This is a genomic window from Polaribacter sp. 11A2H, assembly GCF_011379025.1.
Taxonomy (GTDB): Bacteria; Bacteroidota; Bacteroidia; order Flavobacteriales; family Flavobacteriaceae; genus Polaribacter.
Map to the genome: position 1 here is coordinate 298,840 of NZ_WTLD01000004.1, position 26,165 is coordinate 325,004.

The following is a 26,165-nucleotide window of genomic DNA, read 5'->3' on the forward strand; positions in this document are numbered from 1 at the left end:
ACCCATCAAAAGTACTAAAAATACGGCTGAATGTAAGCATAAAATAACGAAAACGTTATAGGTTTTATTCTAATTTTAGAAAGGGTAGTTAATACCTATATTATAAACAGCATTGGCAAAGTTGTAGTTTTTAAGCCATTTGTTACCAGCTAAATATGGCTCGTAAGTTTTAAAACCAACATCTAAACGTAAAATTAAAAAACTAAAATCTAATCTTGCTCCAAAACCAGAACCTACGGCAATATCTTTTAGAGATGATACATTATTAAATTTAGACTCTTCATCTACAAAGTTAGAACCAGTAATGTCCCAAATATTACCAGCATCAATAAATAAAGCTCCTTTTAATTTGCTAACTACATCAAATCTGTATTCTGCACTGGTTAAAAATTTAAGGCTTCCTACATTAAATTCTAGACCAGTATTTCTGCTTCCAGGTCCTAATTCATAAGTTTGCCAAGCTCTAATATCATTAGATCCTCCGGCAAAATAACTTTTTGTAAAAGGGATATCAGAATTGTCATAAGGAATAATTGCTCCAAAGAAAGTTCTAATTCCAAAAACGGAGTTTCCGCCTACATCCCAAAATTTCTTGTACTCTAAATCTGTTTTAAAATATTGAGCTAGAGGTATGTTTGCAAGTGTTTTTTTGTTATTTGTATTTTTTTTGCTTGATAGTAAGCCTAAGGCATTTCCAGAATTTGCAATTCTTACTTTAAAGAATGAGAAATTATTGTCATTAAAATTAGATTGATTATTGTAGGTATATGTGTATGCTAAAACGGGTATTAAGAAATCTGATGTTACTATATTGTACCTATTTAAAATATTTAATGCAGTATTATAATCATCTGAATTTGTTGTTTTAAAGCTAGTGTCATTCGCTACTGTTTTCATAAAAGCCAATGCTTTTGGTACTTGAGTAGATATGTTGGTAGAAAGTGGGTGGTTAGTGTTGGTAGTAATATTATTTGCAGTATCGTAAGCTTTTGCTACGTTATCTAAATTTGAAAACTCTGAGCTGTAAATATCAAAATAGCTAGTAATGTTTAAGTTTTGTATGTATTGCGTGTTTAAAACTTCTAATTGAATTGTTTTTTTTGCGTTATACTGCCATTTGTAATCAGACAAAAATGTAAATGTTTGCCTGTCTAAACCTATGTTTTTTTGAAAACTAGATCCAATAGAAAACAAGGTTCTTGGAGACATTTCTTTAGGAACCAATTTATTTAGACCAAAAGGGGCAATAAGCCTTGGTATTTCTAAAGAAGCATCTGCACCAATTTCCCAACCAGGTCCACTGGTAGAGTTAAAGTAAGATCCTAAAAATGATAATTTTAGTAATTCTGCTCCTCTAAATGCATTTCTATTAGTGATAGAAAACTTTGCAGAAGAACCAATTTCTCTAATGTTAGAATGTGTTATTTCTGTTTCTAATCCTAACGTAAATTTTTCTATAGGTGCTAAAAATATATCCATCTTTAGTTCATTATCAGTTCCTGAAATTGGAGTGAATTTGATATTGGTAGATTTAAAATTTTTAAGCGATTTTAAATGATTTCTTGTTAAATTTCTTAAGGTGTCTTTGTAAATACTTCCTGGTTTTAAAAATATTGATTGTGATAAGTATTTTGGGTTGTATTTAATTTTTCTATGACCTAAATAGTTAATTCCTTCGTACTTTAAAGAGTCTAATAGTGGTTCTCCTTTTCTTGTAAAAGAATAATCTGTAGTAACATTTACTTCCGTTACTTTTTGTACTTTATAAGGAGTATTTACATAGATTCCGTTTGTTTCTTTTAGTCTATTTCCAGAAATTAAGAAATCTACATTTGTTTTATTATCGGTTCTTGTAGAGTCTACATAAAACCCCAAAGCAGATTCTGTAAAATTATAGACACCATTATTTCTAAATAGCTTTAAAACCCTGCTTGCTTCATTTCTAAAGGTTTTATCATTATATTGATTTCCTTTTTTTAAGAGTGATGGAGTCTTGGTGCTTTTATAAATAGAATCTAATACTAGAGACTCTATTTTAAAATTGATAGTATCTAACAGTGTTGGTTTTCCTCTATTTACTCTATATGCTACAGTCGCTTTTTTACTAATTGAATCTCTATTGATTTCTGAGGTTACTTTCGATTTAAAATAACCTTGATTTTTGTAATACGTTAACAAGTTGTTTTCGGTGTTTTTTACTTTTCTTTCGCTAACAATAACGGGCCCCTGGTAATTTAAAAACCATCTATTTAATCCAATAAAAGTTTTGGCGTATGCAATACTTTGTTTTTCAGAAAAAACATTTTTAATAAAATTATAAGAACGTAGGTTTTTTTCTCCCCATGTAGCAGGTGTTTTAGGTTTGTTTGGGTTTCCTATATTGTAAAAATACAAGCCAACGGGTAAGTTTAAAAACTTTGGATTGGGTTTTTGTAGAATGTATTTTTGAATATCACTACTTTTGTTTCTTACACTATCTACGTAAATATAATTTTGAGTAAGCATGTTTTTTCCTTCCGCAACATGCTTTGTAGAATTACATGAAACTAAAAGGAGCAAGAATAAAAGGGATAAAGAAAGTTTTTTCATTAATTTAGCAGTGCTATCAAATTCAAAAATAGTATTTTTCGGCGGTTTATTTTCAATTACAATCAATTAATGAGTATCTCAAAAAATCAATTTAAATTAATAACAAGTTTATCTCAAAAAAAGTATAGACAAAAGCATAAATTATTTATAGCGGAAGGTATAAAAGTTGTGCAAGAAATCTTAAACTCTTCATTTGAGCTAGAAATGCTTTTTTGTACGGATGATTTTTCTTCGGATTTTTCAGAAGAAAAAACAGTTCGTGTCTCTGAAGCTGACTTAAAGAAAATAAGTAACTTAAAAACGCCAAATAAGGCTTTAGGTATTTTTAAAATCCCTGATGAAAAACTTAATTTAGATAAGGGATTAACAGTAGCTTTAGACGCTATAAATGATCCAGGAAACTTAGGTACTATTATTCGCTTATGTGATTGGTTTGGAGTAGAAGAGTTAGTTTGTTCTAAAGACACGGTAGATTGTTACAACCAAAAAGTGGTGCAAGCAAGTATGGGGTCTTTAACTAGAATATCTATTCGTTATGTAGATTTAGCTAAATATTTAGCTGAAACTAAAAAACCAACTTTTATAGCAGATATGGATGGCGAAAATGTGTACAAAACAAATTTGCCTAAACAAGGGGTTTTAATAATGGGAAATGAAGCAAATGGTGTTTCTAACGAAATTAAAAATTTAATTACTCATAAAATTTCTATCCCAAGATTTGGAGATACTCAAGAAACGGAAAGTTTAAATGTTGCTACTGCAACAGCTATTTTGTTGAGTGAATTTAAAAGAAGTTACTAAGTATATATTTTTACAAACAAAAATAACTTTATAAGCTAATCTTTATTCAAAAGAAAGTGTTAGAAAAAGACCACGAGTAGCTAAGTAGTTTATTGGTGATGTATACGGACTAGTTCCTCCAAAGGAACTGGCTTTATCTTCTACCAACTCGCTAGGTAATGCAAAAACACCACGTATGGAAGGTGAAAATTTAAAGTAGTATAAGTAAATATCTATTCCTACACCAACCTCATACATATAATTACTTGTTTTTGTTCTAAACTGTCCTCCAGAGTTATCATCACCTTGTTCATTACTAGAAAAATTATAGTCGTAAGAAACGCCACCTAATACATAAGGTCTAATATTTTTATACCTGTCTGTACTAAATTTAAAAATTAAAGGGATGTGTAAATACGTAGAGTTTACCTCTCTAACTTTATCAGTTAGAGGATAACTTGGGTCTGTATTACTAAATGTAATCTGTTTTGTATTTGTCATTAAACCAGGTTCTAAACGTAGATTTACATTTTTATGTAATCGTAAATCTGCTATTAGACCTACATTGAATCCAATAGATGGGTCAATTTTTATAGTTGTGCCTTGAATAGGGGTACTGTTATTAAAACTATATTTAAAATCATTCTGATTTAAACCAAGATAAAAACCATAATGTATTTTTCTTTGATCGAAAGTAGGTAAGTATTCTACTTTTTCTCTTTGCGCAAAAAAAGCAATAGAAATTAAAAGGAAAAAACCGAATATTATAAATTTCTTACTCATATTATTTACTTGCAGTATAAATTGTAGCAACTCCAAAAGTTACTGGTGTATCTTCTGTATGTCTAAACCCATTTTTTTGTAAAATATTGTTGAACGCTTCTCCAAAAGGAAAAGAATTTGCAGATTCTGATAAATAAGAGTAGGCAACTTTATCTTTAGAGAATAATTTACCGACAACAGGTAAAAATAAGTTAGTATATAATTTATAACCTTGCTTAAAAGGGAATTTTGTTGGATTAGAAGTTTCTAAAATAACCAAAACACCGGTTGGTTTTAATACTCTAGCTATTTCTTTAATACCTTTATTTAAATTAGCGAAATTTCGAACACCAAAAGAAACTGTAATTGCATCAAAAGTATTGTCTGCAAAAGGCATTTCTTCAGAATCGCCAACAATCATTTCTATTTTATCAGAAAGATTTGCTTTTGCAATTTTTTGATTTCCTACTTCCAGCATTCCTTCAGAAATATCTAAACCTACAATTCTATCTGGGTTTAAAGCAGCCATCATAATAGCTAAATCTCCAGTGCCTGTAGCAATGTCTAAAATTTGTTTCGGGTTGTTTTTGCCAACAATATTCACAACTTTTTTACGCCATTTAACATCAATTCCTAAAGAAATTACTCTGTTTAAGCCATCGTAATTTTCAGAAATATTATCAAACATTTGAGCAACTTGCTCTTTTTTGCCTAATTTAGAATCTTTGTAAGGGTTTATTTTTTCTGCTGACATTATTTTTGCTTTAAGCTTTAGCACTTTGCTTTAAGCGTTTTGCCCAAAGCATAGTGCGTATTACAAGTTTATCCGTTAATTGCTACTACTTCGTTAATCTGATTTGGTAACATTTCTTTTAGTAAGCTTTCTATTCCGTTTTTTAAAGTAGCGGTAGAAGATGGGCAACCACTACAGGCACCTTGTAAAACTACACGTACTATTTTGTTTTCTTCATCATAAGAACGAAAAGCGATATTACCACCATCACTTGCAACTGCAGGCTTAATGTATTCATCTAAAATATCTGAAATTTGTGCAGAAATTCCTTCTAATGCTACTTGTGGTTCAGCAACTTTACTTTCTGAAGCTAATTTTTCTTCTGTAGGTAATTCTTTAATAATCGTTTTTCCAGAAACTAAATATTCACGAATAAAAGTTCTTACTTCTGCATACACATCATTCCATTCTACCATATCGTATTTGGTAACTGAAACATAATTGTCAGAAATAAATACTTCCTTTACAAAAGGGAAATTAAAAATTGCTTGTGCTAAAGGAGATGATTTGCTAGCTTCATCTATATTTTTATATTCAACATCTGTTTGTGTTAAAGATTTGCTGCTTCCAAATTTCATTACAGATGGGTTAGGAGTTGCTTCTGCATAAACCTCTATAGCTTCTTTTTTAGAAGTTGGAGATTCGTTTACAACAACGCCATTGTCATTTAAATATGCTTCAATTTGTTCTTTAACTTCTTCTTGTACATCTATCCATTCTAAAATGTCATAACGTTGTACAGCAATGAAATTTGCGGTAATAAAAATCTTTTTTACAAAAGGTAAGTAGAATAATTCTTGTGCTAAAGGTGAGTTTTTAGCTTCATCTATATTATTATATTCATAACTTCCTCCATTGATTAAAATTTGATTTGTATTAAATTTTATAATGGTATTGTTAGTAGTTTCTTGAACTGTTATTTTTACGTCTTGCATGGTGCTAAATATTGATTTGCAAAATTAAGGAAAAAAGGGAGATAGAATTGTTTTTGATATGTTAAATAAAAATCCGCTTGCGGATACTAGTTGTATCTACAAGCGGTTTTTTTTAATGTAACTTAATATCGTTTACAAATTAAAGCTAATCGATGCCGTAATTGTTTTATTGTCTATTTGTAGTTCTGATGGGTTTACGCTTGGTTCTGTATTAAGGTTTGAGTATAAGTTATATACACCGGTTCTATTATTGTTACTAAAAGAAAAGTCTAGTTTCATATTCCCAAAGTTGTAACCTGCACCTAAAGAATATCCTTTTAAATTATCTGAGGCTATAGATGATTTGCTAGGATCTTGCTCAAATTTATAACCACCTCTTACACTTATTCTATCTATGCGCCATTCTGTACCTAAATTAAAAGAATGTGTGTTTCTTAAGTCGTTTTCAAAAAAATCATTTTCTTTTATAAATTCACCGTTAGATAATTTTATGTTTTTATAATTTCTGTTGATGTAATCTAAACTGATTAAACCATCCTTCCCAAAAATAAAAGCAGCACTTGCAGTAACTTTACTCGGTGTTTTTAATTTATAAGATATAAATTGACGAGGATTGTTTTCTGAAAAGGAGTAAACTTCATCCGGGAAAAAAGCTGTTTCTCCAATATCAATATCACTATCTTGGTTGTAATTTGTGTCTTGTAAGATTTCTGTATACCAAGTTGGTGTTTGGTAAGCTAAACCAAATCTAAAACTTTCACTAGCTTTGTAAATAAAACCTGCGTTTGCAGAGAAGCCGGTTCCTGACGTAAGGTTTTCTTGATATAATTCTACGTCTAAAATATTAGCGACTTTATCACTATTAAATTCAGTTAAAATAGATTTTTGAGTGAAATTTAAATCATAAAAATTAAGACCTAAACCTACATATAATTTATTTTTATGAACTGATGAAAAAGCGATGTTTAACTCTGTTGTTTCTCCGTTGTAATTTGTATTGAATTGCTGACCATCTGTGAAATTGTATTTGTTACTTAGATCACGAGGGTTTGTGTCAAATCTAGTAACGGCTTCATTTCCTTGTGCAGAAAAACTGTTTTCAAAATCGTTCGTAATTCTATAGTTAAAACCAATTGCAAACTTATTCCAGTCAGATCTGTAAGCACTGTCAAAAACTAATACAGCACCGGCGTGAGAAAGGTTGAAATATTTATTATCAGTTGTCGTCTTTCTTCTATCGTTAAAGTCAGCGTCTCCAAATTTTGCAGAAATATCTGTATTTCTAGAATTTAGAGTTCCTGTAAAATAGCTATTTGTAAATACAGAAATACCAGCAGGGTTAACACTCATAGCAGAAACATCTCCTCCTAGTGCGCCAAAAGCACCGCTCATTGCTGTAAATCGGGCAGAGCCATTATCATCATTCTTAGAAAATAAGATACCTAAATCTTGGTATCTTAAAGATTGAGAATAAGACGTAACTGATGCTGCGAATAAAAAAGCTATCGTTATAATTTTTTTCATACTAGTATTTGTTTATTACCATTTAAAGATTGTAAAACTTTTTTTATCCTCTTCTTTTAGATGAGGATGAAGAAGATCTACTAGAGCTACTACTTCTGGTTGAAGAACTTCTAGTTGGTGTGCTTTTTGTTGATGAAGACCTAGAAGGAGTACTTCTAGTAGATGATGATCTAGATGAAGACGAACTTCTTGTAGATGGTGTATAGGTATTGTTACTCCTGCTAGAAGTATTGGTTCTACTTCTTGTTGATGTATTTTTTGTAGAACTTGAGCTTCTAGTTGTTGCAGCTCTGCTAGTACTTCTATTTGTTGATGAATTAGAACTTCTAGTAGTAGAAGGTGTTGATGCTCTTCTTACAACTACAACTTGCCTGTTGTTTCTACTATTTGTATTGTTGTTTACGCTTGCGCTATTATTTCTTCTTGTTGTTGTAGAACGACTTCTAGTCCCGCTGCTTCTTGTGTCACTACTTCTAGTTCCGCTGCTTCGTGTAGAAGTACTACTTCTAGTACTTCTTGTAGGTGTTGTACTTTTTCTTGTAGTTGTAGTAGATCTTCTTCTAGGTGATGTTGTTGTACTAGTTCTCCTACTTGTAGTGTTTGTAGGTCGTCTATTTACGGTACTACTTCTTCTACTTGTTGTACTTCTGTTTCTAGAATTAATGGTACTACTTCTTCTGTATGTACTATTGTTAGTTGCTCTTCTTCTGTAAGTATTATTAGTATATCTATTATTGTAGTTTCTATATCTGTTAGTGTAACCATAATGATAAGGTTGGTAATAATAAGGAGAATAAAAACCTACATTCCAAGCATAATAATTATGGTAAGGATGCCAATAAGGATTATGATTCCAAGCATATCCTCTATAATTCCAGTTTCTATACCCCCAAGTATCGTAGTAATTATAACCGTAATAATTATTCCAATATGGACTTTCAATTACATTTATATTTACAGCTACATCGTTGTTGCTGTTTTGACCCCAAGGTTGGTTAGATTTATAGTTTAATGTTTCATCTATATCTGCTTCATCAATATAAATGGTGTCTGCAGAATTGTAGTTGTCAACATCTGTAAAAACATCATTATTATCTACATTTTCTAAACTATTTAATTTGTTTAAAAAATAATTATCATTGTAATCATCATATCCATCTTGATCAACATAGATTACATTTCTATTTTCATTATTTGCTGTATCGCTACCATAAATACCATCATTATTATACGCACTTTGGTAAGTACCGCAAGAAACCAATACTAAACTAGTTGTTAGTATAGTTAATAGTTGGCTTAGGTTAAGATTTGTATATTTTAGTTTCATAATGAATATATTTAGATGAATACTTATTTTATTAATTAAATGTAGTTAAAACTCTTTAATTTATAGTAGTTTTGTACTGTTTTCGTATATTATAACTAATTTTTAACAAACATTTACACAATAAAGGTTACAATATTTGTGCCAAACTTTTGATTATGAGTAAACATTTAACAAAAAGAGCCGACGATTATTCTAAGTGGTATAACGAGTTAGTAGTGAAAGCGGATTTAGCTGAAAACTCAGCCGTTAGAGGTTGTATGGTTATTAAACCTTATGGTTATGCCATCTGGGAAAAAATGCAAGCAGAACTAGATAGAATGTTTAAAGAAACTGGGCATGAAAATGCTTATTTCCCTTTACTTGTGCCTAAAAGTCTATTTGAAGCAGAAGAGAAAAATGCAGAAGGTTTTGCTAAAGAATGTGCTGTTGTTACACATTATCGTTTACAAAACGACCCTGAAAATCCAGGTAAATTAAGAGTAGATCCAGAAGCTAAATTAGAAGAAGAATTGGTGGTAAGACCAACTTCTGAAGCAATTATATGGAATACTTATAAAGGGTGGATTGAATCTTATAGAGATTTACCATTATTAATAAATCAATGGGCAAATGTGGTTCGTTGGGAAATGCGTACACGTTTGTTTTTACGAACTGCAGAATTTTTATGGCAAGAAGGGCATACTGCTCATGCAACACAAGCAGAAGCTATAACAGAATCTAAGCAGATGCAAGATGTTTATGCAGAGTTTGCAGAAAATTTTATGGCTATGCCAGTGGTAAAAGGTGTAAAGTCGGATAGCGAACGTTTTGCTGGAGCAGTAGATACTTATACTATAGAAGCTTTAATGCAAGACGGAAAAGCTTTACAAGCAGGAACAAGTCATTTTTTAGGTCAGAATTTTGCAAAAGCATTTGATGTAAAGTTTACTTCTAAAGAAGGGAAACAAGAACATGTTTGGGCTACTTCTTGGGGTGTTTCTACACGTTTAATTGGTGGGTTAATTATGACTCATTCAGATGATTTAGGTTTGGTTTTACCTCCTAAATTAGCACCGATACAAGTTGTAATTGTTCCAATTTATAAAGGAGATGATCAATTAGAGGCTATTTCTGAAAAAATGAATGTAATTGTAAAAGAATTACGTTTAAAAGGAATTTCTGTAAAGTTTGATACCCGAGATACTTATAGACCAGGAGCTAAGTTTGCCGAATACGAATTAAAAGGAGTACCAGTAAGAATTGCAGTAGGAAATAGAGATTTAGAAAATGGTACTTTAGAGATTGCTAGAAGAGATACTTTAGAAAAACAAATTGTAGCACAAGATGATGCTGTTTCTTTTATAGAGAACCTTTTAGAAGAAATTCAAGAAAACTTATTTAACAAGGCAATAGATTTTAGAAAAGAACATACAACGGTTGTAGATGACTTTAAAGAATTTAAGAGTGCAATAAAAAATACAGGTGGTTTTGTTTCTGCTCATTGGGATGGTACAGAAGAAACAGAAGATAGAATAAAAGAATACACAAAGGCTACTATTAGGTGTATACCTAATGATGCTAAAGAAGAGGTAGGTGTCTGTGTTTTAACAGGAAAACCTTCTTCTAGGAGGGTTCTTTTTGCAAAAGCATATTAGTTTTATAAAAAAAAACATTTTTTTTTATAAAACTCTTGCAAGATTTAAAAAACATTGTATATTTGCAGCCGCAATTAGGATATACTTAATTGTTCTGGTCCGTTCGTCTAGGGGTTAGGACGCATGGTTTTCATCCATGTAACACGGGTTCGATTCCCGTACGGACTACAATGTTTTATTAAAAAAAACAAATTAAAGTATTATGGCAAATCACAAGTCAGCATTAAAGAGAATTAGAAGTAACGAAGCTAAAAGGTTACGTAATAAATATCAGCATAAAACTACACGTAATGCTGTTAGAGATTTACGTATTGTAGAAGATAAGAAAGATGCAGAAGAAAAATTAGTAAAAGTTATTTCTATGTTAGATAAATTAGCTAAAACTAATATTATCCATAAAAATAAAGCGGCTAATTTAAAATCTAAATTAACAAAGCACGTAGCTGCATTGTAATATTTTAAGCCTTAAAAAAATTAAAACTCTGAATAGTAATATTCAGAGTTTTTTTTGTCTTAAATTTAAGCTAGAACTTTTTATAGATACATGTTGTCGATTTCCTTAAAATAGACAATATGTAGTGTGTTTAAGATAAATTGCAGAAATATATTTGTTATCTTAAAACTACTTAGAGAGAGTATATAGAGGTTTAATTATTGGTTTTTAAGCTTTTAGAATATTTCTTTAAAGTATGTTTTGAGTACTGATTAAATATTTTTTAAAAAAAAATACTATATTTTATAATATTTACTTGCAGGAATTAAAAAACATTGTATATTTGCAGCCGCAATTAAGGCATTTTTAATTGTTATGGTCCGTTCGTCTAGGGGTTAGGACGCATGGTTTTCATCCATGTAACACGGGTTCGATTCCCGTACGGACTACAAGTTTTAATATAAAAAACTAATAAATTAAGTATTATGGCAAATCATCAGTCAGCATTAAAGAGAATTAGAAGTAACGAAGCTAAAAGGTTACGTAATAAATATCAGCATAAAACTACACGTAATGCTGTTAGAGATTTACGTGCTGCAGAAGATAAAACAGATGCAGAAACAAAATTAGGTAAAGTTATTTCTATGTTAGATAAGTTAGCTAAGAATAACATTATCCACAAAAATAAAGCAGCTAATTTAAAATCTAAATTAACAAAGCAGGTTGCTGCATTGTAAGATTTTAAAAGCATATATAATTAAAAGCTCTGAATGAAAATTCAGAGCTTTTTTTTGTTCTAAATTTAAATAATAATTCTTATAAGGTCTAAAAGTAGCTCTTACTTTTATAAGGGGGAAGTATGTATTATCTAGATTTCTAATTTACTTTCTAAAGGCTTTTATCACTACTGGTGTATAACTTTTAGTTGATACATTATTATCCTTTTAAGTAGTCTTTGTAGTCTTATCTAAGAAGGATCAAGTCCAAAAGTTATGGGATTTAGAAATTAGGTATAAATATTTGATGTTTCTAACACCTCTAAATTGTGCTCTAAAGGCCTTGATTTTAGCATTAAAAGATTCTGCAGAAGCGTTTGTACTTCTATTGTCAAAATAGTTGAGTATATTCTGATAATGTATAGACATTGTTCTAGCAATGCTATTGAAGCTTTTAAACTTTGCTTGTCTTATCTTTTCATAAGGGGAAGTAACTATTATTTAGATCTCTAATTTGCTTTCTAAAGGCTTTTATTCCTGGTTGTGTATAACTTTAGTTTATCCCTTTAAGTAAGGTCTTACAGTCTTATCTAAGAACTGTAATTAATTGTTAATAAAATAGGTTTTGCTATGGAGTTGGCTTAATGCTTATTCTACCAGTCGTAGTGTTTATGAGCATCTAATCTAATAAAGATAAAGAGTAAGATTGTAAATCCCCAAAGAGATGAACCTCCGTAGCTAAAAAAGGGTAGAGGTATACCAACAGTTGGTAGTAATCCTATAACCATTCCTATATTTACAATAACATGAAAAAAGAGAATAGAAGCGACACTGTAGCCATATATTCGTCCAAATTTATTAGCGTGTGTTTCTGCCAGATAAATGATTCTATACATCATCAACATAAAAAGAATAATAACCATGCTACTTCCTAAGAATCCCCATTCTTCACCAATAGTGCTAAAAATATAATCGGTGTGTTGTTCTGGTACAAAATCTCCTTTAGTAATATCTCCCTTTAAAAAACCTTTCCCTGTCCAACCGCCTGAACTAATTGTTAATTCTGACTGGTGTGAGTTGTATCCAATATTTTTTTTATCAGTTTTTAGACCTAATAATACTTCAAAACGATCTCTATGGTGTTGTTTAAAAATGTTATTATAAGTTAGGTTTGTTCCAAATACAAAGAGTGTGGCAACTATATAAAGTGCTAATACTTTATACCAATTAAAACGAAAAAATCTTTTACCTCCTCTATAAATAGCGTATCCAACACCTATTGTAATTAATAATAATAGGGTAAATAAAACGGAAGTATATCCGAAGAATATAGTTGAAATAAAAATAACGATGGCCAAAGTACCTAATATAATATAATTTAGGGTTAATCCCTCTCTGTTTAGAACAAAGAAAAAAGCTAAGTAAATTAAAGCAGAACCTGCATCTGGTTGTAATGTAATTAATACAGCAGGTGTAAAAATAATTATAAAAGCCTTTATCTGGTTTTTAACTAAGCCTAAATTGTATTGTCTATCACTTAAAAGCTTAGAAACAGCTAATGCAGTAAATGCTTTTACAAACTCTGACGGCTGTAAACTAATGCCTCCAAAGCTAAACCAAGATTTTGCACCATTTATTTCTTTACCAAATGGAAATAAAAGAATTAAGACAATCAATGAAATTATGTAGAATATACTGGAGTATTTCTCGTAAAATTTTGAATTAAAAAAAAGAATGATTACAATTAATGGTACACTTAAAATAATCCAAAGAATTTGTTTACCATAATTAGTAGAGAAATCCAATATTTGTGTAGTATCTTCTGTTTTAGATGCAGCATATATATTCATCCATCCAAAACCAACAAGAATTGCAAATAAGAAAACTAAAAGCCAATCGATCTCAGCAAAAATGTTATTTCGTTCTTGGCGCAATTTATTGAGGTTTTTGATTTAATTTAGCGTAAATATCTTTTAAGTTTAAGTCTAACATTCGTTGCTCTCTATATTTATTTTCTTTAGATATACTACCATTTATATATTTTTCTATAAGTAAACTGGTAATTGGAGCAGCAATTGTAGATCCAAATCCACCATTTTCTACAAAAATAGCTATAGCAATTTTAGGGTTGTCTTTAGGTGCAAAGGCTACTAGAATTGAATGATCTGGGAGTTGAATTTTTTGACCGTCTATTCTCGCAAAATTTTCTGCGGTTCCGGTTTTTCCACAAATTTCAATACCTTCTACTTGGTTAAATCTCCCTGTTCCTGTTTTGAATACTTCGTGCATAGCTTCAACAACTGGAGAAAAATACTTTTTATCTATAGTTGTTTTTTTTGCAATTGTATATGTAGAATCTTTTATAGGAGTTTTATTCACTTCTTTTAATACGTGTGGTGTATAAAAATATCCTCTGTTGGCAATTACTGCTGTAAAATTAGCTAGTTGAATTGGTGTTGTTAAAACTTCTCCTTGACCAATTGCGTTAGATATTGTGGTAGAACCGTTCCAAGAATATTTATAAATATCATCATAATATTTTCCGGTAGGAATTAATCCGGGACTTCCGGCAGGTAAATCATACCCTAAATAATTACCCAAACCAAAACTAGCAATATGATTATGCCAAGTGTCTAAACCTTCTGAGGGTTTATTGTTTTTTTCTATAATTTTTTTATAGGTTTGAGAAAAGAAAGTGTTGCAAGATCTAGCAATGGCAGATTTTAGTTGTACTGGCCTTCCTGTAATTCCACAATGGCACCCCATAAAAGCACCTGCTCTGCTACCGTATCTAAAACCATGATGACAACTAAAACCTGTATCTTCTGTAATTACACCTTCTTGAAGACCAATTAAAGCATTCATCATTTTAAAAGGAGAACCAGGTGCATAGGTAGCCAATAAACCTCTGTCATAAGAAGGTTTACTTATAGTATCGTTAAATAGTATTGTAGAGTTTTTAGATCGTTTTCTACCAACTAACATGTTAGGGTCGTAAGAAGGAGCAGTAACTAATGCTAAGATTTCTCCAGTAGATGGTTCTATTGCTACAATTCCGCCTCTTTTACCCGACATTAGTTTTTGAGCATAAAGTTGTAGCTCAATATCTAAGGTTAATGTTAAGTCTTTTCCGTTTTCTGGAATGGTGTCGTATGAACCGTCTAAATAAGATCCTGTAACTTTATTTAAGTTGTTTCTTTGTAAGTATTTTTTTCCTTTTGTTCCTCTTAAGTAGTCTTCATACTGTCTTTCAATTCCATCTTTTCCAATTAACTCTCCTGGTTGATAGTAGGCATTCTCTTTTGCCAAAGTTTCATTTACTTCTCCAATATAGCCAAGTACATTTGCTGCAGCATTTATTGGATATTTTCTAATGATTCTTTTTTGAATGAAAAAACCGCTGTATTTATGTAATTTTTCTTGAAGAAAAGCAAAATCTTCTTTTGCCAATTGTTTTAAAAATACCGAAGGTAAATAAGGTGCGTAATTATCTGCTTTTTTTAATCTTTTTAAGAAATCTTCTTTATCAATTTTTAATAGATTACAAAATTCTATAGTGTCTAATGGTTTTACCTGGTTTGGTTGCACCATAACATCATAAGAAAGTTGGTTTGCTACTAAAAGTTTTCCGTTTCTATCGTATACGTAACCTCTTTCTGGATAATCGTATTCTATTTTTACGGCAGAATTATGAATAGGATCATAGCTGGCACCTCTAATTACTTGTAATTGAAACAGTCTTCCAATAAAAAGGATTCCGATAAGTGTTATTAAAATATAGAGTAAAAAACTTCTTTGCATTATTCGCTTTTAGTAAAAATATAAGTTCCCAGAAAAAATAAAATCAATGTAAAAACACTAGAATATAATGTGTTTAAAAAAACCATAGATAAATTATCGAGACTAAAATTAGCAAAAGAAAAATAAATAAGGTGATGAATTACTGTTAAAGTTACTACATAGTTAAAAACTTTACCAAAAGATTCAGATTTTAAGCTGAAGAAAGGGTAATCTGCAGGTATTTTTCTAAAATAAACATTCACAAAAAACAACCTAATATAAGCAATAAATAAAGTTGCAAAGGCGTGTATACCTCCAGAATCTGAAAAGAAATCAACAAATAAGCCTAAAAGAAAACTGATAAAAAGAAAAGAATATCTTTTTTCATTTAATGGGTATAAAATTACAAAGCTTATATAAAGATATGGATTTATATGCCCTAAAAAATTGATGTTATTTAGTACTAATACTTGTAGGAATAACAAGAATAAAAAAGATAAAATTTGATTTATACTTTTATTCATTGCTTGTGTTTTCTAGAAATTGTAGTTCTTCTTTATCTAAATTCTTAATAATATACACATAACCAAGGTTACTCATATCATTAAAAAGCTTAACATCTACTTGGTTATTAGCAGTGTTTCCTTTGTTTATTTTAGAGATCGTTCCAATAGGTATTCCTTCCGGAAAAATAGTAGATTTTCCTCCTGTTTCAATGGTATCTCCAATTTTTAATGGAGCTTGTCTAGGTATATCGTGTAACTGAACAATATTATAATCTACACTGTTCCATTTTAATGTTCCGTAATAAAATGAGTTTCCTTTAAGACGTGCATTAATACCACTATTCTTATTTAAAATAGATTGAACTCTCGTATAATTGTTTGATGAGTTTTCTGTAATTCCAATAATTCCTTTGCTATTAATTACAGCCATTTCTTTATCTATATTTTGGTTTTTACCTTTATTTATAGTTATAAAATTAAATGGTTTAGAGTAGTTATTTTTGATAATTTTAGCATTTGTAAAAGTGTAATTTTGATGGTATTTTGTTGAATCTATTATCGTAGAGTCAATATTAAAAATTACAGATTTATTTTGCTCTAAAAGATTTTTTAGACGTGTGTTTTCTTCTGATAATAATTTATTTTCAGACTTTAATCCTAAATATTCTGTAGAATTAGAAAGGGTTGTAAGAAAACCACCTGTAACACTATTCGCAGAGTTTATAAACTTGCTTTTATGAAAACTTAGGTTGTTAAAAGTAAAAGTTAGCGCTATTAACTCTAACAATATAAAAAACAGAAAATACTTAAACTTCTGAAAAAAATAGATAATCTGCTGCATTGTAAGAACTTAAAAACTACTATTTCATTAATACATTTTTGTATTTTTTTAATTCTTTTAACGCAATTCCTGTTCCACGAACAACTGCTCTTAAAGGATCTTCTGCAACATAAACAGGTAAATCTGTTTTTCTAGATAAACGTTTGTCTAAACCTCTTAACATAGAGCCACCTCCTGCTAAGTAAATACCTGTATTGTAAATATCAGCAGCCAATTCTGGCGGAGTTTTAGATAAAGTTTCCATTACAGCATCTTCAATTCTTAAGATAGACTTGTCTAATGCTTTTGCAATTTCTCTATAAGAAACTTGTACTTGTTTTGGTTTGCCGCTCAGTAAATCTCTACCCTGAACCAACATTTCGTCTGGTGGAGTTTCTAAATCTTCTGTTGCTGCACCAATGGTGATTTTTATTTTTTCTGCAGTAGATTCTCCAACATGTAAATTGTGTTGTGTACGCATATAGTACATAATATCATTTGTAAAAAGATCTCCTGCAACTTTTACAGATTGATCACAAACAATACCACCTAATGCAATTACAGCAATTTCTGTTGTACCACCACCAATATCAATAATCATGTTTCCTTTTGGCTCCATAATGTCTATACCAACACCAATTGCAGCAGCCATAGGCTCATAAATTAAATAGATTTCTTTAGCATTCATGTGTTTTGCAGAATCACGAACAGCTCGTTTTTCTACTTCTGTAATTCCAGAAGGAATACAAATAACCATTCTTAATGCTGGTGGAAATAAACGCTTCTTAATAGAAGGAATCTGCTTTACAAATTCTTTAATCATCTGTTCAGATGCCTCAAAATCTGCAATAACTCCGTCTTTTAACGGACGAATTGTTTTAATATTTTCATGGGTTTTTCCTTGCATTAAATTGGCTTCTTTACCAATTGCAATGATTTCTCCAGTAATTCTGTTCCTGGCAACAATAGAAGGACTATCAATAACCACTTTACCGTTGTGAATTATTAAAGTATTTGCGGTACCTAAATCTATCGCAATATCTTCCGTCATAAAATCGAAAAAACCCATAAAATATCTTTGTTGTTTATTTTTGATGTAACTCTACAAACTTACTAAATTTCTGAGTGCAAATTACATATTAAAAATTAATGTTTAAAATGTCTTGTTCCTGTCATTACCATAGATATATTGTGTTCATTACAATAGTCTATACTTAGTTGATCTTTAATAGATCCACCAGGTTGAATAACACTTTTTATACCTGCATTATCTGCAATTTCTACACAATCTGGAAAAGGGAAAAACGCATCACTTGCCATTACACATCCATTTAAATCAAATTTAAAAGAATTTGCTTTTTCAATAGCTTGGTTTAATGCATCAACTCTACTAGTTTGTCCTGTTCCTCCAGCTAATAATTGTTTGTTTTTAACAAGTATTATGGTGTTAGATTTTGTGTTTTTACACAATTTAGAAGCAAATAACAAATCATCTAACTCACTTTGAGTTGGTTTATTGTTGGTTACGTACTTTAAATCTGATAATTGATCTGTAATACTATCTTTATCTTGTACTAAAGAACCATTTAAACAAGTTCTTACAGTTGATGTCGGCAATGCAACATCTTTCTGAATTAAGATAATTCTGTTTTTCTTTCCTTTTAAGATAGCTAATGCTTCATCAGAAAAAGAAGGAGCAATTACAACCTCGCAAAATAAAGTATGAATTTTTTCTGCAGTTTCTTTGTCTATTTCTGTATTAGCAATTAATACACCACCAAAAGCAGATACAGGATCTCCTGCTAAAGCATCTGTATACGCTTCACTAATTGTGTCTCTTTGTGCAAAACCACAAGCATTGTTATGTTTTAAAATAGCAAAAGTTGGTGCTTCTCCTTTAAATTCTTGAATTAAATTTACAGCAGCATCTACATCTAATAAATTATTGTAGCTTAATTCTTTTCCGTGAAGTTTATCAAACATTGCTTCTAAGTCTCCAAAGAAATATCCTTTTTGATGAGGGTTTTCTCCGTAACGTAAAACGTTTGCATTTTGTTCACTTGCTTTATAAACTATTTCATCTTCATTAAAATAGTTAAAAATAGCAGTATCGTAATGAGAAGAAATATTAAATGCTTTTGCAGCTAATTTTTTTCTTTCAGCAATTGTAGTTTCTCCATTCCCTTCAGAAAGTGTATTTAAGAAGCCTTCATACTGGTCCATAGAAGAAACAATAACCGTGTCTTTAAAATTCTTTGCAGCAGCTCTAATTAAAGAGATTCCTCCAATATCAATTTTTTCTACAATATCTTGTTCTGGTGCTCCAGAAGCAACTGTTTTTTCAAACGGATATAAATCTACAATTACTAAATCTATTTGCGGAATATTAAATTCTGCCAATTCAGCAACATCGCTTTCATTGTCTTGTCTGTTAAGAATACCTCCAAAAACTTTAGGGTGTAGTGTTTTAACTCTTCCACCAAGAATAGATGGGTAAGAAGTAACCTCGTCTACCGGAATTACATTGATTCCTAAATCTTTAATGAATTTTTCTGTACCACCTGTAGAGTAGATAGTTACATTTAATTCATTTAATTTTTTTACAACTGGTTCTAGACCATCTTTGTGAAATACCGAAATTAATGCGGATTTAATTGTTTTTGAAGTGCTCATTTAGTGTTGTGTTGTTTAAGCGTGCAAATTTAGGTAAAGCAATCTTCTAAGGCAATAAAAGATAGTAACAAAAATAGCAAGTAATTAACAACAAATATTAAATGAAATATTTAGGATAAGAAACACAAGAATCGACTACTCTGCATTTTCTAAAAAATCTCGAAACCAAACAATAAAATGATCTAAAATAGATTCGTTTTTTGTGTTATGGTTAGATGATGAGTTTCTAGAGGTAAATGTAGCAGTCGATTCGTGTTTTCTCATTGTTTTTAAATTTGATAAATATAAATTACATTATATTTATCAAAAATAAGAATAAATTAAATATAAATCAATAAAATTAAAGGATACTTGATAATTCTTTGCAAATATACTCTAAAAGTGCTTCGTCTTTTGCGGAAAATGTATTTGCTGTATGAGAATCTATATCAATCTGGCCGATGTTCTCGCCAGCAACAAAAATTGGTATTACAATTTCAGATTTTACTTTCCATCCACAAGAAATATAATTGTCTTGAGCAGAAACATCTTGTACAACAAAGTTTTCATTGCTAACAGCAACTTGCCCACAAATACCTTTTCCAAACGGAATAATAGTGTGTTCTGTTTCTTCTCCTGTATACTGAGCTAGTTTTAGCTCGTCTTTATCTCCGTTTTTAAAATAAAAACCAACCCAATCATAGTAAGAAATTTCTTTTTCTAAATAATCGCATATAGCTTGTAATTTCTCATCTTTAGATGTGTTAGATGAAATAATTTTGTCGATCTGTTGTTGTAAAATATCTATATTCATTTTGTATATTCGTTCTGTAAATAAGTCGCAAAATTAAATAAAATTTATTGTGAAGAAACATAAAAGCATCATCATTTTTCTAATTAAGTTTTTTGTAACTTATTTTTTATTAGTTACAATTTATAACAGTTACTTACAGCATTCTCAAGAAAAGGAAGGGATTTATAAAACAGCATCCATAACAACACTTGTGGCAGACCAAACGGTAAAAGTGCTTACTTTTTTCGATTATAATGTAGAAGCTATTCAGCATGATAAAGAAGTTTCTGTAAAACTAATCATAGAAGGTAAATATACCGCTAGGGTTATAGAAGGGTGTAATTCTGTTAGTTTAATTATTTTATTTATATCTTTTATTATTGCTTTTTCAGGGTCTTTAAAAGCTACTTTCTTATACTCTCTGTTTGGTAGTTTGTTTATTTATACAATTAATGTATTAAGAATTGCATTTCTAACAGTAATGATTTATAAATATCCAGAAAATCAAGAACTCTTACATGGTTTGGTATTTCCAGCTATTATTTATGGTGCTATTTTTATGCTTTGGGTTATTTGGGTTAATCAATTTTCTAAGTTTAAAAAATGAGTAAATACCTAAAAATAGTATTAATATTCTTGCTTTTTGTGTTGTTAATTGCTGTAAGAGCTTTTCAAACGAATTTGTTTTATGACCCTTTAATCATGTATTTTAAAAATGATTATTTGTACACAGGTATTCAGAATATAGTTGCTTGGAAGCTGGTAATAAATATGTTATTTAGGTATATTATAAATTCTGTAATTTCATTAGGTATAATTTGGGTGTTGTTTGAGCGTAAAGATTATTTAAAATTTGCTAGTTATTTTTTAATGATAGCATTTGTAATTCTTATTATTCTGTTTGTTTTTTTACTAAAGGATAATTTTAAAAGTGGCTATTTGCTGCCGTTTTACATTCGTAGATTTTTAATACATCCACTATTTTTACTAATATTGCTTCCTGCTTTCTATTATCAAAAAATGAGTAATAAGTAATTTAATAACCAATTTGATTTTGTTGTTGTAAATTTGCAAAAGCGATGAAACAGTTTTTTTCTAAAATAGCGTCTTTTCTGTTAGCACTTCTAGTGTTGTTTTCTACGTTTTCTTTTACGATAGAAAAGCATTATTGTGGAGATTCTTTAATAGATATCTCATATATAGGTGCTGCTAATGATTGTAGTTTAGAAATGCAAAAAATTACAGCTAATGAAAACTGTTGTAAAAATGAGGTTCATCAAATTAAAGGGCAAGATCAATTAAGACAAACTCAAGTTGATGATTTTGATTTTTCAAAACAACAATTTCTAGCATCGTTTTATATTTCTTTTAATGATTTATTTCTAGAACAAGATTCTAAAGAGATAAACTACAACAACATTTCACCACCTGGTATTCTTCTAAATTATCAGATTCTTTACCAATCTTTTTTAATTTGATTTTAATTTTTAAATCTATAAATATTGCCTAAAGGCGATAAAAATTAGCTTTATAAATTAAAATTAAAACATACAATGAAAAAATATATACTTAGTAGTTTTCTACTATTTATTCCTGTCATACTCTTTTCTCAAACTACATTTAAAGGGATGATTATGGACAAAAATAATCCTAAAGATAATTTAGGAGTTGCCAATGTAACTGTACATTGGTTAAACACAAACGTAAGTGCAATTACAAACAATAAAGGTTGGTTTATTATAGATTACAAACCTGAATATAAAAAATTAGTCGTTAATTATTTAGGGTATAAAACCGATACTTTAACTATTGAAAACTTAGATCCTATTCATCATTATATTACTCAAGAAGGTAATTTAGATGAAGTTATTATTAAAAGTAAACGAAATGCAATTCAGAAATCTTTTTTGTCTACCGCCAATATGTTTACGGTAAATTCAGAAGAATTATTAAAAGCAGCTTGTTGTAACCTAGCAGAAAGTTTTGAAACCAACCCATCTATAGATGTTAGCTTTTCTGATGCTTTAACAGGTACAAAGCAAATACAAATGTTGGGTTTAACGAGCCCGTATTTGTCAATTACACAAGAAAACATTCCCTCTGTAAGAGGTGCAAGTCAGGTTTTTGGAATGACTTTTACACCAGGTACTTGGGTAGAAAGTATTCAGATTACAAAAGGAGCTGGTTCTGTTGTTAATGGTTACGAGAGTATATCCGGACAAATAAATGCAGAATTGGTAAAACCTTTTTCGGATAATAAATTCTTTGTAAATGCCTATTCTTCTTTAAATGGAAGATTGGAGTTAAATACACATTTTAACCAAAAAGTATCAGACAAATGGTCTACAGGTGTCTATTTACACGGGAATTATAGAGGTGAAAAATTTGATAAAAACAATGATAATTTTTTAGACAGTCCTTTAGCGAGTCAAATAAATGTAATGAACCGTTGGCAATATGTCGATGCAGAAAAAGGTTGGGTAAGTTTTATTAATATACGTTTTTTAAACGATGAAAAACAAACAGGAGAGATTGATTTTAATCCATCTTTAGATAAAGGAACAATTAATACTTGGGGAAGTGAAATAGATACCAAACGTTTTGAGACTTCTGCTAAATTAGGATATGTTTTTCCAGAATTGCCTTTTCAAAGTGTAAGTCTTCAGTTTGCGTATAGCAACCATCAACAAGATTCTTATTTTGGACAAAAAATTTACAATATAGAACATCAAAGTATCTTTTCTAATATTATTTTCAATTCTATAATAGGAGATACTAGAAATAAGTTTAAAACAGGACTTAGTTTTACGCATGATAATTATGAAGAATTGGTAAATATTACCAATTACGATAGAAAAGAAACTTCTGCGGGAGCCTTTTTTGAATATGCGTTCGATAATTTGAATGATTTTAGCTTAACGGCAGGTTTGCGTATAGATACTCATAATTTATTAGGAACTTTTGTAACCCCTAGAATTCATGCAAGATATGTACCTTGGGAAAACAGTGTTTTTAGAGCATCTGCAGGAAGAGGAAAAAGAAGTGCTAATATTTTTGCAGAAAATCAACAATTGTTTGCAAGTTCAAGAGTTATTAATATTGATGATGTTGGCGGTAATATCTACGGATTAAATCCGGAAGTTGCTTGGAATTATGGAGTTTCTTATATGCAAAGATTTAACTTATTCAATAAAAAGGGAGATGTTACTTTCGATTTTTATCAGACAGATTTTACAAACCAAGTAGTGGTAGATTGGGAAAATCCACAAGAAATAGCATTCTATAATTTAAACGGAAAAAGTATCGCAAATAGTTTTCAGGTTGAATTGAATTATAACATTGCACCGTATTTTAATTTTAGAACAGCGTATAAGTATTTTGATATTTCTACGGATTATACTTCGGGGAATTTGCAAAAACCGATTCAACCTAAAAATAGATTTTTTGCAAACCTTTCTTATGAAACACCTGTAAAAGAAAATAATGCACACTGGAAATTTGATGTTACTTTTAATAACATAGGGGAGCAGCGTTTACCAAATACTGCGCCTAACCCAGCACAGTATCAGTTGGCAACATATTCAGATTCTTATCAATTGTTAAATTCACAAATAACTAAAGTGTTTTCAGACAAGTTTGAAGTGTATGTTGGTGCAGAGAACTTGACAAATGTTCAGCAGAAAAATCCTATTTTAGGTAGTGACAATCCTTTTGGGTCCTATTTTGATAGTACCATTGTGTATTCTCCAATTTTTGGAAGAGCATTTTATACAGGATTAAGATTTAAGATTAAATAACCCACGCAGTGGAAATAAGTAACATAATATAAAATTAGAAAAAAGATGAAAAAATTACTATTCGTATTCAGTTTATGTTTGATTGGTTTCTCTACACAATCACAAGAAGTTAAAAAGAATAAAAGTGCAAAAGTATCTATAGAAGTAGATGGTATTTGTGGTATGTGTAAAAAACGTATAGAAACAGCTGCTTTAAAAACAAAAGGTGTAAAGTTTGCAATTTGGAGTGTAGAAACGCATCAGTTAAATGTAATTTTAGACGAACGTAAAACCGATGTTGAAATGATTCAGCAAAGTGTTTTGGCTGTAGGTCATGATATTGTTTTAGATAAAGAAAATACATTAATTGCAACAGATGAAGCGTATGGTTCTGTACATGGTTGTTGTAAGTACAGAGAAGAAGAAATAATTAAAGACCATAATGGAGAATTGAAAAAGCAAAAGAAGAATTAAATTTAAAACCCTTCAGGTTTTTAAAACCTAAAGGGTCTGTTTATGTCAAAAAAATCCGTTAGAAAATTTTCTAACGGATTTTTTTATTTAAGATTTCTCCATAAAGTCGAAATGACAAAAAGTGGAGAAAAAATGTTTATCTATAGCGATTCGCTATTACATCATTCCTGGCATTCCACCACCCATTGGAGGCATTGCAGGAGCATCTTCTTTAATATCTACTAAAGCACACTCTGTAGTTAAGATCATACCAGCAACAGATGCAGCATTTTCTAATGCAACACGCGTTACTTTTTTAGGGTCTATAATTCCAGCTTCTAGCATATCTACATACACATCATTCTTAGCATCATAACCAAAGTCTTTTTTACCTTCTAAAACTTTGTTTAAAACAACAGAACCTTCACCACCAGCATTCTCTACAATAATTCTTAGAGGAGCTTCAATAGCTTTGTTAATAATTTGCACACCAGTAGTTTCGTCTAAATTATCTGTAGTAATTTTTTCTAAAACTCTTTTAGCACGTACTAAAGCAACACCACCACCGGCAACAATACCTTCTTCTACTGCAGCTCTTGTAGCATGTAAAGCATCATCAACTCTATCTTTCTTTTCTTTCATTTCTACTTCAGAAGCAGCACCAACATATAAAACAGCAACACCACCAGCTAATTTAGCCAAACGTTCTTGAAGTTTTTCTTTGTCATAATCAGAAGTTGTAGTTTCAATCTGAGCTTTAATCTGGTTTACTCTTGCTTTAATAGCATCTGCATTACCAGCACCATTTACAATTGTAGTATTGTCTTTATCAATAGTAATACCTTCTGCAGTACCTAAAAGGTCTAAAGTAGCATTTTCTAAAGAGAATCCTCTTTCTTCAGAAATTACAGTTCCACCAGTTAAAATAGCGATGTCTTCTAACATTGCTTTTCTTCTGTCTCCAAAACCTGGCGCTTTTACAGCAGCAATTTTTAAACCACCACGTAATTTATTTACCACTAAAGTAGCTAGCGCTTGTCCGTCTACATCTTCAGCAATAATTAATAAAGGACGTCCAGATTGAGAAACTGGTTCTAAAATTGGAAGAATTTCTTGTAAGTTAGAAATCTTTTTATCGAACAATAAGATATAAGGATTTTCTAAATCTGCAATCATTTTGTCTGCATCTGTAACAAAATAAGGAGATAAATAACCTCTGTCAAACTGCATACCTTCTACAACATCAACATATGTTTCCATACCTTTTGCCTCTTCAACAGTAATAACTCCTTCTTTACCAACCTTGGCAAAAGCAGTAGCTATTAGGTCTCCAATAACAGCATCGTTATTTGCAGAAATTGCGGCAACTTGTTGAATTTTTTCAGAAGAATTACCAACTTTTTTAGCTTGTTTTTCTAAGTCTTCAATAATGGCAGCAACAGCTTTGTCTATTCCACGTTTTAAATCCATTGGGTTTGCACCTGCAGCAACGTTTTTTAAACCTTCTTTTACAATTGCTTGTGCAAGAACAGTAGCAGTTGTTGTACCATCACCAGCTAAATCGTTGGTTTTAGAAGCAACTTCTTTTACCATTTGAGCTCCCATGTTTTCTAGCTCGTTTTCTAACTCAATTTCTTTTGCTACAGAAACTCCATCTTTAGTAACTGTTGGTGCTCCAAAAGATTTAGAAATAATTACGTTTCTTCCTTTTGGTCCTAAAGTTACTTTTACTGCATTTGCTAAAGCATCAACACCACGTTTTAATCCGTCTCTTGCTTCAATATCAAATTTTATATGTTTTGCCATTGTTTTTAATTTTTCTTTTAGCCGTTAGCTAAAATAAGTTACTATGAATTTTATTTTTTGATTTTGCTAAAGGCAAATAGCCAAAA

Annotated in this window: 25 protein-coding genes and 2 tRNA genes; 11 read left to right on the plus strand and 16 right to left on the minus strand. The window is 30.3% G+C overall.

The window, feature by feature from the left end:
• Positions 1-75 precede the first annotated feature (75 nt).
• Positions 76-2,589 carry a BamA/TamA family outer membrane protein gene (locus GQS58_RS07340; protein ID WP_166384394.1) on the minus strand — a complete coding sequence of 838 codons (2,514 nt, stop codon included), beginning with the start codon at positions 2,587-2,589 and terminating at the stop codon, positions 76-78.
• Positions 2,590-2,658: 69 nt separating this feature from the next.
• Here GQS58_RS07340 and GQS58_RS07345 point away from each other — a divergent pair, with 69 nt between their 5' ends.
• Positions 2,659-3,390 (plus strand): TrmH family RNA methyltransferase, encoded by a 732-nt coding sequence (locus GQS58_RS07345; protein WP_166384396.1) that lies wholly within the window; start codon positions 2,659-2,661, stop codon positions 3,388-3,390.
• A gap of 42 nt (positions 3,391-3,432) precedes the next feature.
• Here GQS58_RS07345 and GQS58_RS07350 read toward each other — a convergent pair whose 3' ends face one another.
• From GQS58_RS07350 to GQS58_RS07370, 5 genes are all read right to left on the minus strand, one after another.
• Complete coding sequence (locus tag GQS58_RS07350) at positions 3,433-4,152, minus strand: porin family protein (RefSeq protein ID WP_166384398.1); 720 nt, start codon at positions 4,150-4,152, stop codon at positions 3,433-3,435.
• Position 4,153: 1 nt separating this feature from the next.
• A complete protein-coding gene (gene ubiE, locus GQS58_RS07355) occupies positions 4,154-4,885 on the minus strand; it encodes a bifunctional demethylmenaquinone methyltransferase/2-methoxy-6-polyprenyl-1,4-benzoquinol methylase UbiE (protein WP_166384400.1) in 732 nt (243 codons plus the stop codon).
• 68 nt (positions 4,886-4,953) lie between these two features.
• On the minus strand, positions 4,954-5,859 hold the full coding sequence (locus GQS58_RS07360; RefSeq protein ID WP_166384402.1) for a NifU family protein: 906 nt from the start codon (positions 5,857-5,859) through the stop codon (positions 4,954-4,956).
• Between the two features lie 132 nt (positions 5,860-5,991).
• On the minus strand, positions 5,992-7,383 hold the full coding sequence (locus GQS58_RS07365; RefSeq protein ID WP_166384404.1) for an OmpP1/FadL family transporter: 1,392 nt from the start codon (positions 7,381-7,383) through the stop codon (positions 5,992-5,994).
• Between the two features lie 43 nt (positions 7,384-7,426).
• Positions 7,427-8,710, minus strand: a complete 1,284-nt coding sequence (locus GQS58_RS07370) for a hypothetical protein (RefSeq protein ID WP_166384406.1) — start codon at positions 8,708-8,710, stop codon at positions 7,427-7,429.
• Between the two features lie 155 nt (positions 8,711-8,865).
• Here GQS58_RS07370 and proS point away from each other — a divergent pair, with 155 nt between their 5' ends.
• The 5 genes from proS (at position 8,866) to rpsT (GQS58_RS07395) (ending at position 11,514) form a co-directional block, all read left to right on the plus strand.
• Complete coding sequence (gene proS, locus GQS58_RS07375) at positions 8,866-10,344, plus strand: proline--tRNA ligase (RefSeq protein WP_166384408.1); 1,479 nt, start codon at positions 8,866-8,868, stop codon at positions 10,342-10,344.
• A gap of 96 nt (positions 10,345-10,440) precedes the next feature.
• A tRNA-Glu gene (locus tag GQS58_RS07380) sits at positions 10,441-10,512 on the plus strand.
• 34 nt (positions 10,513-10,546) lie between these two features.
• Positions 10,547-10,798: a 30S ribosomal protein S20 gene (gene rpsT / locus GQS58_RS07385; RefSeq protein ID WP_166384410.1), complete on the plus strand. Its 252-nt coding sequence runs from the start codon at positions 10,547-10,549 to the stop codon at positions 10,796-10,798.
• A gap of 356 nt (positions 10,799-11,154) precedes the next feature.
• Positions 11,155-11,226: transfer RNA gene (locus GQS58_RS07390), tRNA-Glu, on the plus strand.
• 36 nt (positions 11,227-11,262) lie between these two features.
• On the plus strand, positions 11,263-11,514 hold the full coding sequence (gene rpsT / locus GQS58_RS07395) for a 30S ribosomal protein S20 (RefSeq protein WP_068449447.1): 252 nt from the start codon (positions 11,263-11,265) through the stop codon (positions 11,512-11,514).
• A gap of 240 nt (positions 11,515-11,754) precedes the next feature.
• Here the strand turns inward: rpsT (GQS58_RS07395) and GQS58_RS07400 are convergent, their stop codons facing one another.
• The 9 genes from GQS58_RS07400 to GQS58_RS07440 form a co-directional block, all read right to left on the minus strand.
• Complete coding sequence (locus tag GQS58_RS07400) at positions 11,755-11,994, minus strand: transposase (protein ID WP_317168368.1); 240 nt, start codon at positions 11,992-11,994, stop codon at positions 11,755-11,757.
• Positions 11,995-12,146: 152 nt separating this feature from the next.
• A complete protein-coding gene (gene rodA, locus GQS58_RS07405) occupies positions 12,147-13,427 on the minus strand; it encodes a rod shape-determining protein RodA (protein WP_166384413.1) in 1,281 nt (426 codons plus the stop codon).
• 1 nt (position 13,428) lies between these two features.
• A complete protein-coding gene (gene mrdA / locus GQS58_RS07410; protein WP_166384415.1) occupies positions 13,429-15,294 on the minus strand; it encodes a penicillin-binding protein 2 in 1,866 nt (621 codons plus the stop codon).
• Positions 15,294-15,797 carry a rod shape-determining protein MreD gene (mreD, locus tag GQS58_RS07415; protein ID WP_166384417.1) on the minus strand — a complete coding sequence of 168 codons (504 nt, stop codon included), beginning with the start codon at positions 15,795-15,797 and terminating at the stop codon, positions 15,294-15,296. The genes mrdA and mreD overlap by 1 nt, the downstream gene beginning before the upstream one ends.
• Positions 15,790-16,620: a rod shape-determining protein MreC gene (gene mreC, locus GQS58_RS07420; RefSeq protein ID WP_166384419.1), complete on the minus strand. Its 831-nt coding sequence runs from the start codon at positions 16,618-16,620 to the stop codon at positions 15,790-15,792. Before mreC ends, mreD begins: the two co-directional genes overlap by 8 nt.
• Before the next feature lie 19 nt (positions 16,621-16,639).
• Positions 16,640-17,668 (minus strand): rod shape-determining protein, encoded by a 1,029-nt coding sequence (locus GQS58_RS07425; protein ID WP_068449442.1) that lies wholly within the window; start codon positions 17,666-17,668, stop codon positions 16,640-16,642.
• Positions 17,669-17,745: 77 nt separating this feature from the next.
• On the minus strand, positions 17,746-19,272 hold the full coding sequence (purH, locus tag GQS58_RS07430; protein ID WP_166384421.1) for a bifunctional phosphoribosylaminoimidazolecarboxamide formyltransferase/IMP cyclohydrolase: 1,527 nt from the start codon (positions 19,270-19,272) through the stop codon (positions 17,746-17,748).
• Positions 19,273-19,407: 135 nt separating this feature from the next.
• Positions 19,408-19,536 (minus strand): phosphoribosylaminoimidazolecarboxamide formyltransferase, encoded by a 129-nt coding sequence (locus GQS58_RS07435; RefSeq protein WP_166384423.1) that lies wholly within the window; start codon positions 19,534-19,536, stop codon positions 19,408-19,410.
• Between the two features lie 76 nt (positions 19,537-19,612).
• Complete coding sequence (locus GQS58_RS07440) at positions 19,613-20,065, minus strand: GAF domain-containing protein (protein WP_166384425.1); 453 nt, start codon at positions 20,063-20,065, stop codon at positions 19,613-19,615.
• 49 nt (positions 20,066-20,114) lie between these two features.
• On the opposite strand from GQS58_RS07440, the gene xrtF reads away from it, so the two are divergent.
• The 5 genes from xrtF to GQS58_RS07465 all read left to right on the plus strand — a co-directional run bounded on the left by xrtF (position 20,115) and on the right by GQS58_RS07465 (position 24,294).
• Complete coding sequence (gene xrtF / locus GQS58_RS07445; protein ID WP_166384427.1) at positions 20,115-20,651, plus strand: exosortase family protein XrtF; 537 nt, start codon at positions 20,115-20,117, stop codon at positions 20,649-20,651.
• On the plus strand, positions 20,648-21,079 hold the full coding sequence (locus GQS58_RS07450; RefSeq protein WP_166384429.1) for an exosortase F system-associated membrane protein: 432 nt from the start codon (positions 20,648-20,650) through the stop codon (positions 21,077-21,079). Before xrtF ends, GQS58_RS07450 begins: the two co-directional genes overlap by 4 nt.
• 44 nt (positions 21,080-21,123) lie before the next feature.
• Positions 21,124-21,522 (plus strand): HYC_CC_PP family protein, encoded by a 399-nt coding sequence (locus GQS58_RS07455; RefSeq protein WP_166384431.1) that lies wholly within the window; start codon positions 21,124-21,126, stop codon positions 21,520-21,522.
• 75 nt (positions 21,523-21,597) lie between these two features.
• Positions 21,598-23,841 (plus strand): TonB-dependent receptor domain-containing protein, encoded by a 2,244-nt coding sequence (locus GQS58_RS07460; RefSeq protein ID WP_166384433.1) that lies wholly within the window; start codon positions 21,598-21,600, stop codon positions 23,839-23,841.
• Positions 23,842-23,886: 45 nt separating this feature from the next.
• Complete coding sequence (locus GQS58_RS07465) at positions 23,887-24,294, plus strand: heavy-metal-associated domain-containing protein (protein WP_166384435.1); 408 nt, start codon at positions 23,887-23,889, stop codon at positions 24,292-24,294.
• A gap of 156 nt (positions 24,295-24,450) precedes the next feature.
• Here GQS58_RS07465 and groL read toward each other — a convergent pair whose 3' ends face one another.
• Positions 24,451-26,079, minus strand: a complete 1,629-nt coding sequence (groL, locus tag GQS58_RS07470) for a chaperonin GroEL (protein ID WP_166384437.1) — start codon at positions 26,077-26,079, stop codon at positions 24,451-24,453.
• Between the last annotated feature and the right edge of the window lie 86 nt (positions 26,080-26,165).

Excerpts from the sequence above, each read along its gene's own strand:
- GQS58_RS07350 (WP_166384398.1), bottom strand. The coding sequence starts at position 4,152 with ATGAGTAAGAAATTTATAATATTCGGTTTTTTCCTTTTAATTTCTATT.
- GQS58_RS07340 (WP_166384394.1), bottom strand. The coding sequence starts at position 2,589 with ATGAAAAAACTTTCTTTATCCCTTTTATTCTTGCTCCTTTTAGTTTCA.
- GQS58_RS07440 (WP_166384425.1), bottom strand. The coding sequence starts at position 20,065 with ATGAATATAGATATTTTACAACAACAGATCGACAAAATTATTTCATCT.
- GQS58_RS07370 (WP_166384406.1), bottom strand. The coding sequence starts at position 8,710 with ATGAAACTAAAATATACAAATCTTAACCTAAGCCAACTATTAACTATA.
- groL (WP_166384437.1), bottom strand. The coding sequence starts at position 26,079 with ATGGCAAAACATATAAAATTTGATATTGAAGCAAGAGACGGATTAAAA.
- rpsT (WP_068449447.1), top strand. The coding sequence starts at position 11,263 with ATGGCAAATCATCAGTCAGCATTAAAGAGAATTAGAAGTAACGAAGCT.
- mreC (WP_166384419.1), bottom strand. The coding sequence starts at position 16,620 with ATGCAGCAGATTATCTATTTTTTTCAGAAGTTTAAGTATTTTCTGTTT.
- GQS58_RS07465 (WP_166384435.1), top strand. The coding sequence starts at position 23,887 with ATGAAAAAATTACTATTCGTATTCAGTTTATGTTTGATTGGTTTCTCT.
- GQS58_RS07365 (WP_166384404.1), bottom strand. The coding sequence starts at position 7,383 with ATGAAAAAAATTATAACGATAGCTTTTTTATTCGCAGCATCAGTTACG.
- GQS58_RS07460 (WP_166384433.1), top strand. The coding sequence starts at position 21,598 with ATGAAAAAATATATACTTAGTAGTTTTCTACTATTTATTCCTGTCATA.
- GQS58_RS07455 (WP_166384431.1), top strand. The coding sequence starts at position 21,124 with ATGAAACAGTTTTTTTCTAAAATAGCGTCTTTTCTGTTAGCACTTCTA.
- GQS58_RS07435 (WP_166384423.1), bottom strand. The coding sequence starts at position 19,536 with ATGAGAAAACACGAATCGACTGCTACATTTACCTCTAGAAACTCATCA.
- GQS58_RS07360 (WP_166384402.1), bottom strand. The coding sequence starts at position 5,859 with ATGCAAGACGTAAAAATAACAGTTCAAGAAACTACTAACAATACCATT.
- purH (WP_166384421.1), bottom strand. The coding sequence starts at position 19,272 with ATGAGCACTTCAAAAACAATTAAATCCGCATTAATTTCGGTATTTCAC.
- mrdA (WP_166384415.1), bottom strand. The coding sequence starts at position 15,294 with ATGCAAAGAAGTTTTTTACTCTATATTTTAATAACACTTATCGGAATC.
- GQS58_RS07345 (WP_166384396.1), top strand. The coding sequence starts at position 2,659 with ATGAGTATCTCAAAAAATCAATTTAAATTAATAACAAGTTTATCTCAA.
- GQS58_RS07450 (WP_166384429.1), top strand. The coding sequence starts at position 20,648 with ATGAGTAAATACCTAAAAATAGTATTAATATTCTTGCTTTTTGTGTTG.
- proS (WP_166384408.1), top strand. The coding sequence starts at position 8,866 with ATGAGTAAACATTTAACAAAAAGAGCCGACGATTATTCTAAGTGGTAT.
- mreD (WP_166384417.1), bottom strand. The coding sequence starts at position 15,797 with ATGAATAAAAGTATAAATCAAATTTTATCTTTTTTATTCTTGTTATTC.
- GQS58_RS07425 (WP_068449442.1), bottom strand. The coding sequence starts at position 17,668 with ATGGGTTTTTTCGATTTTATGACGGAAGATATTGCGATAGATTTAGGT.
- ubiE (WP_166384400.1), bottom strand. The coding sequence starts at position 4,885 with ATGTCAGCAGAAAAAATAAACCCTTACAAAGATTCTAAATTAGGCAAA.
- rpsT (WP_166384410.1), top strand. The coding sequence starts at position 10,547 with ATGGCAAATCACAAGTCAGCATTAAAGAGAATTAGAAGTAACGAAGCT.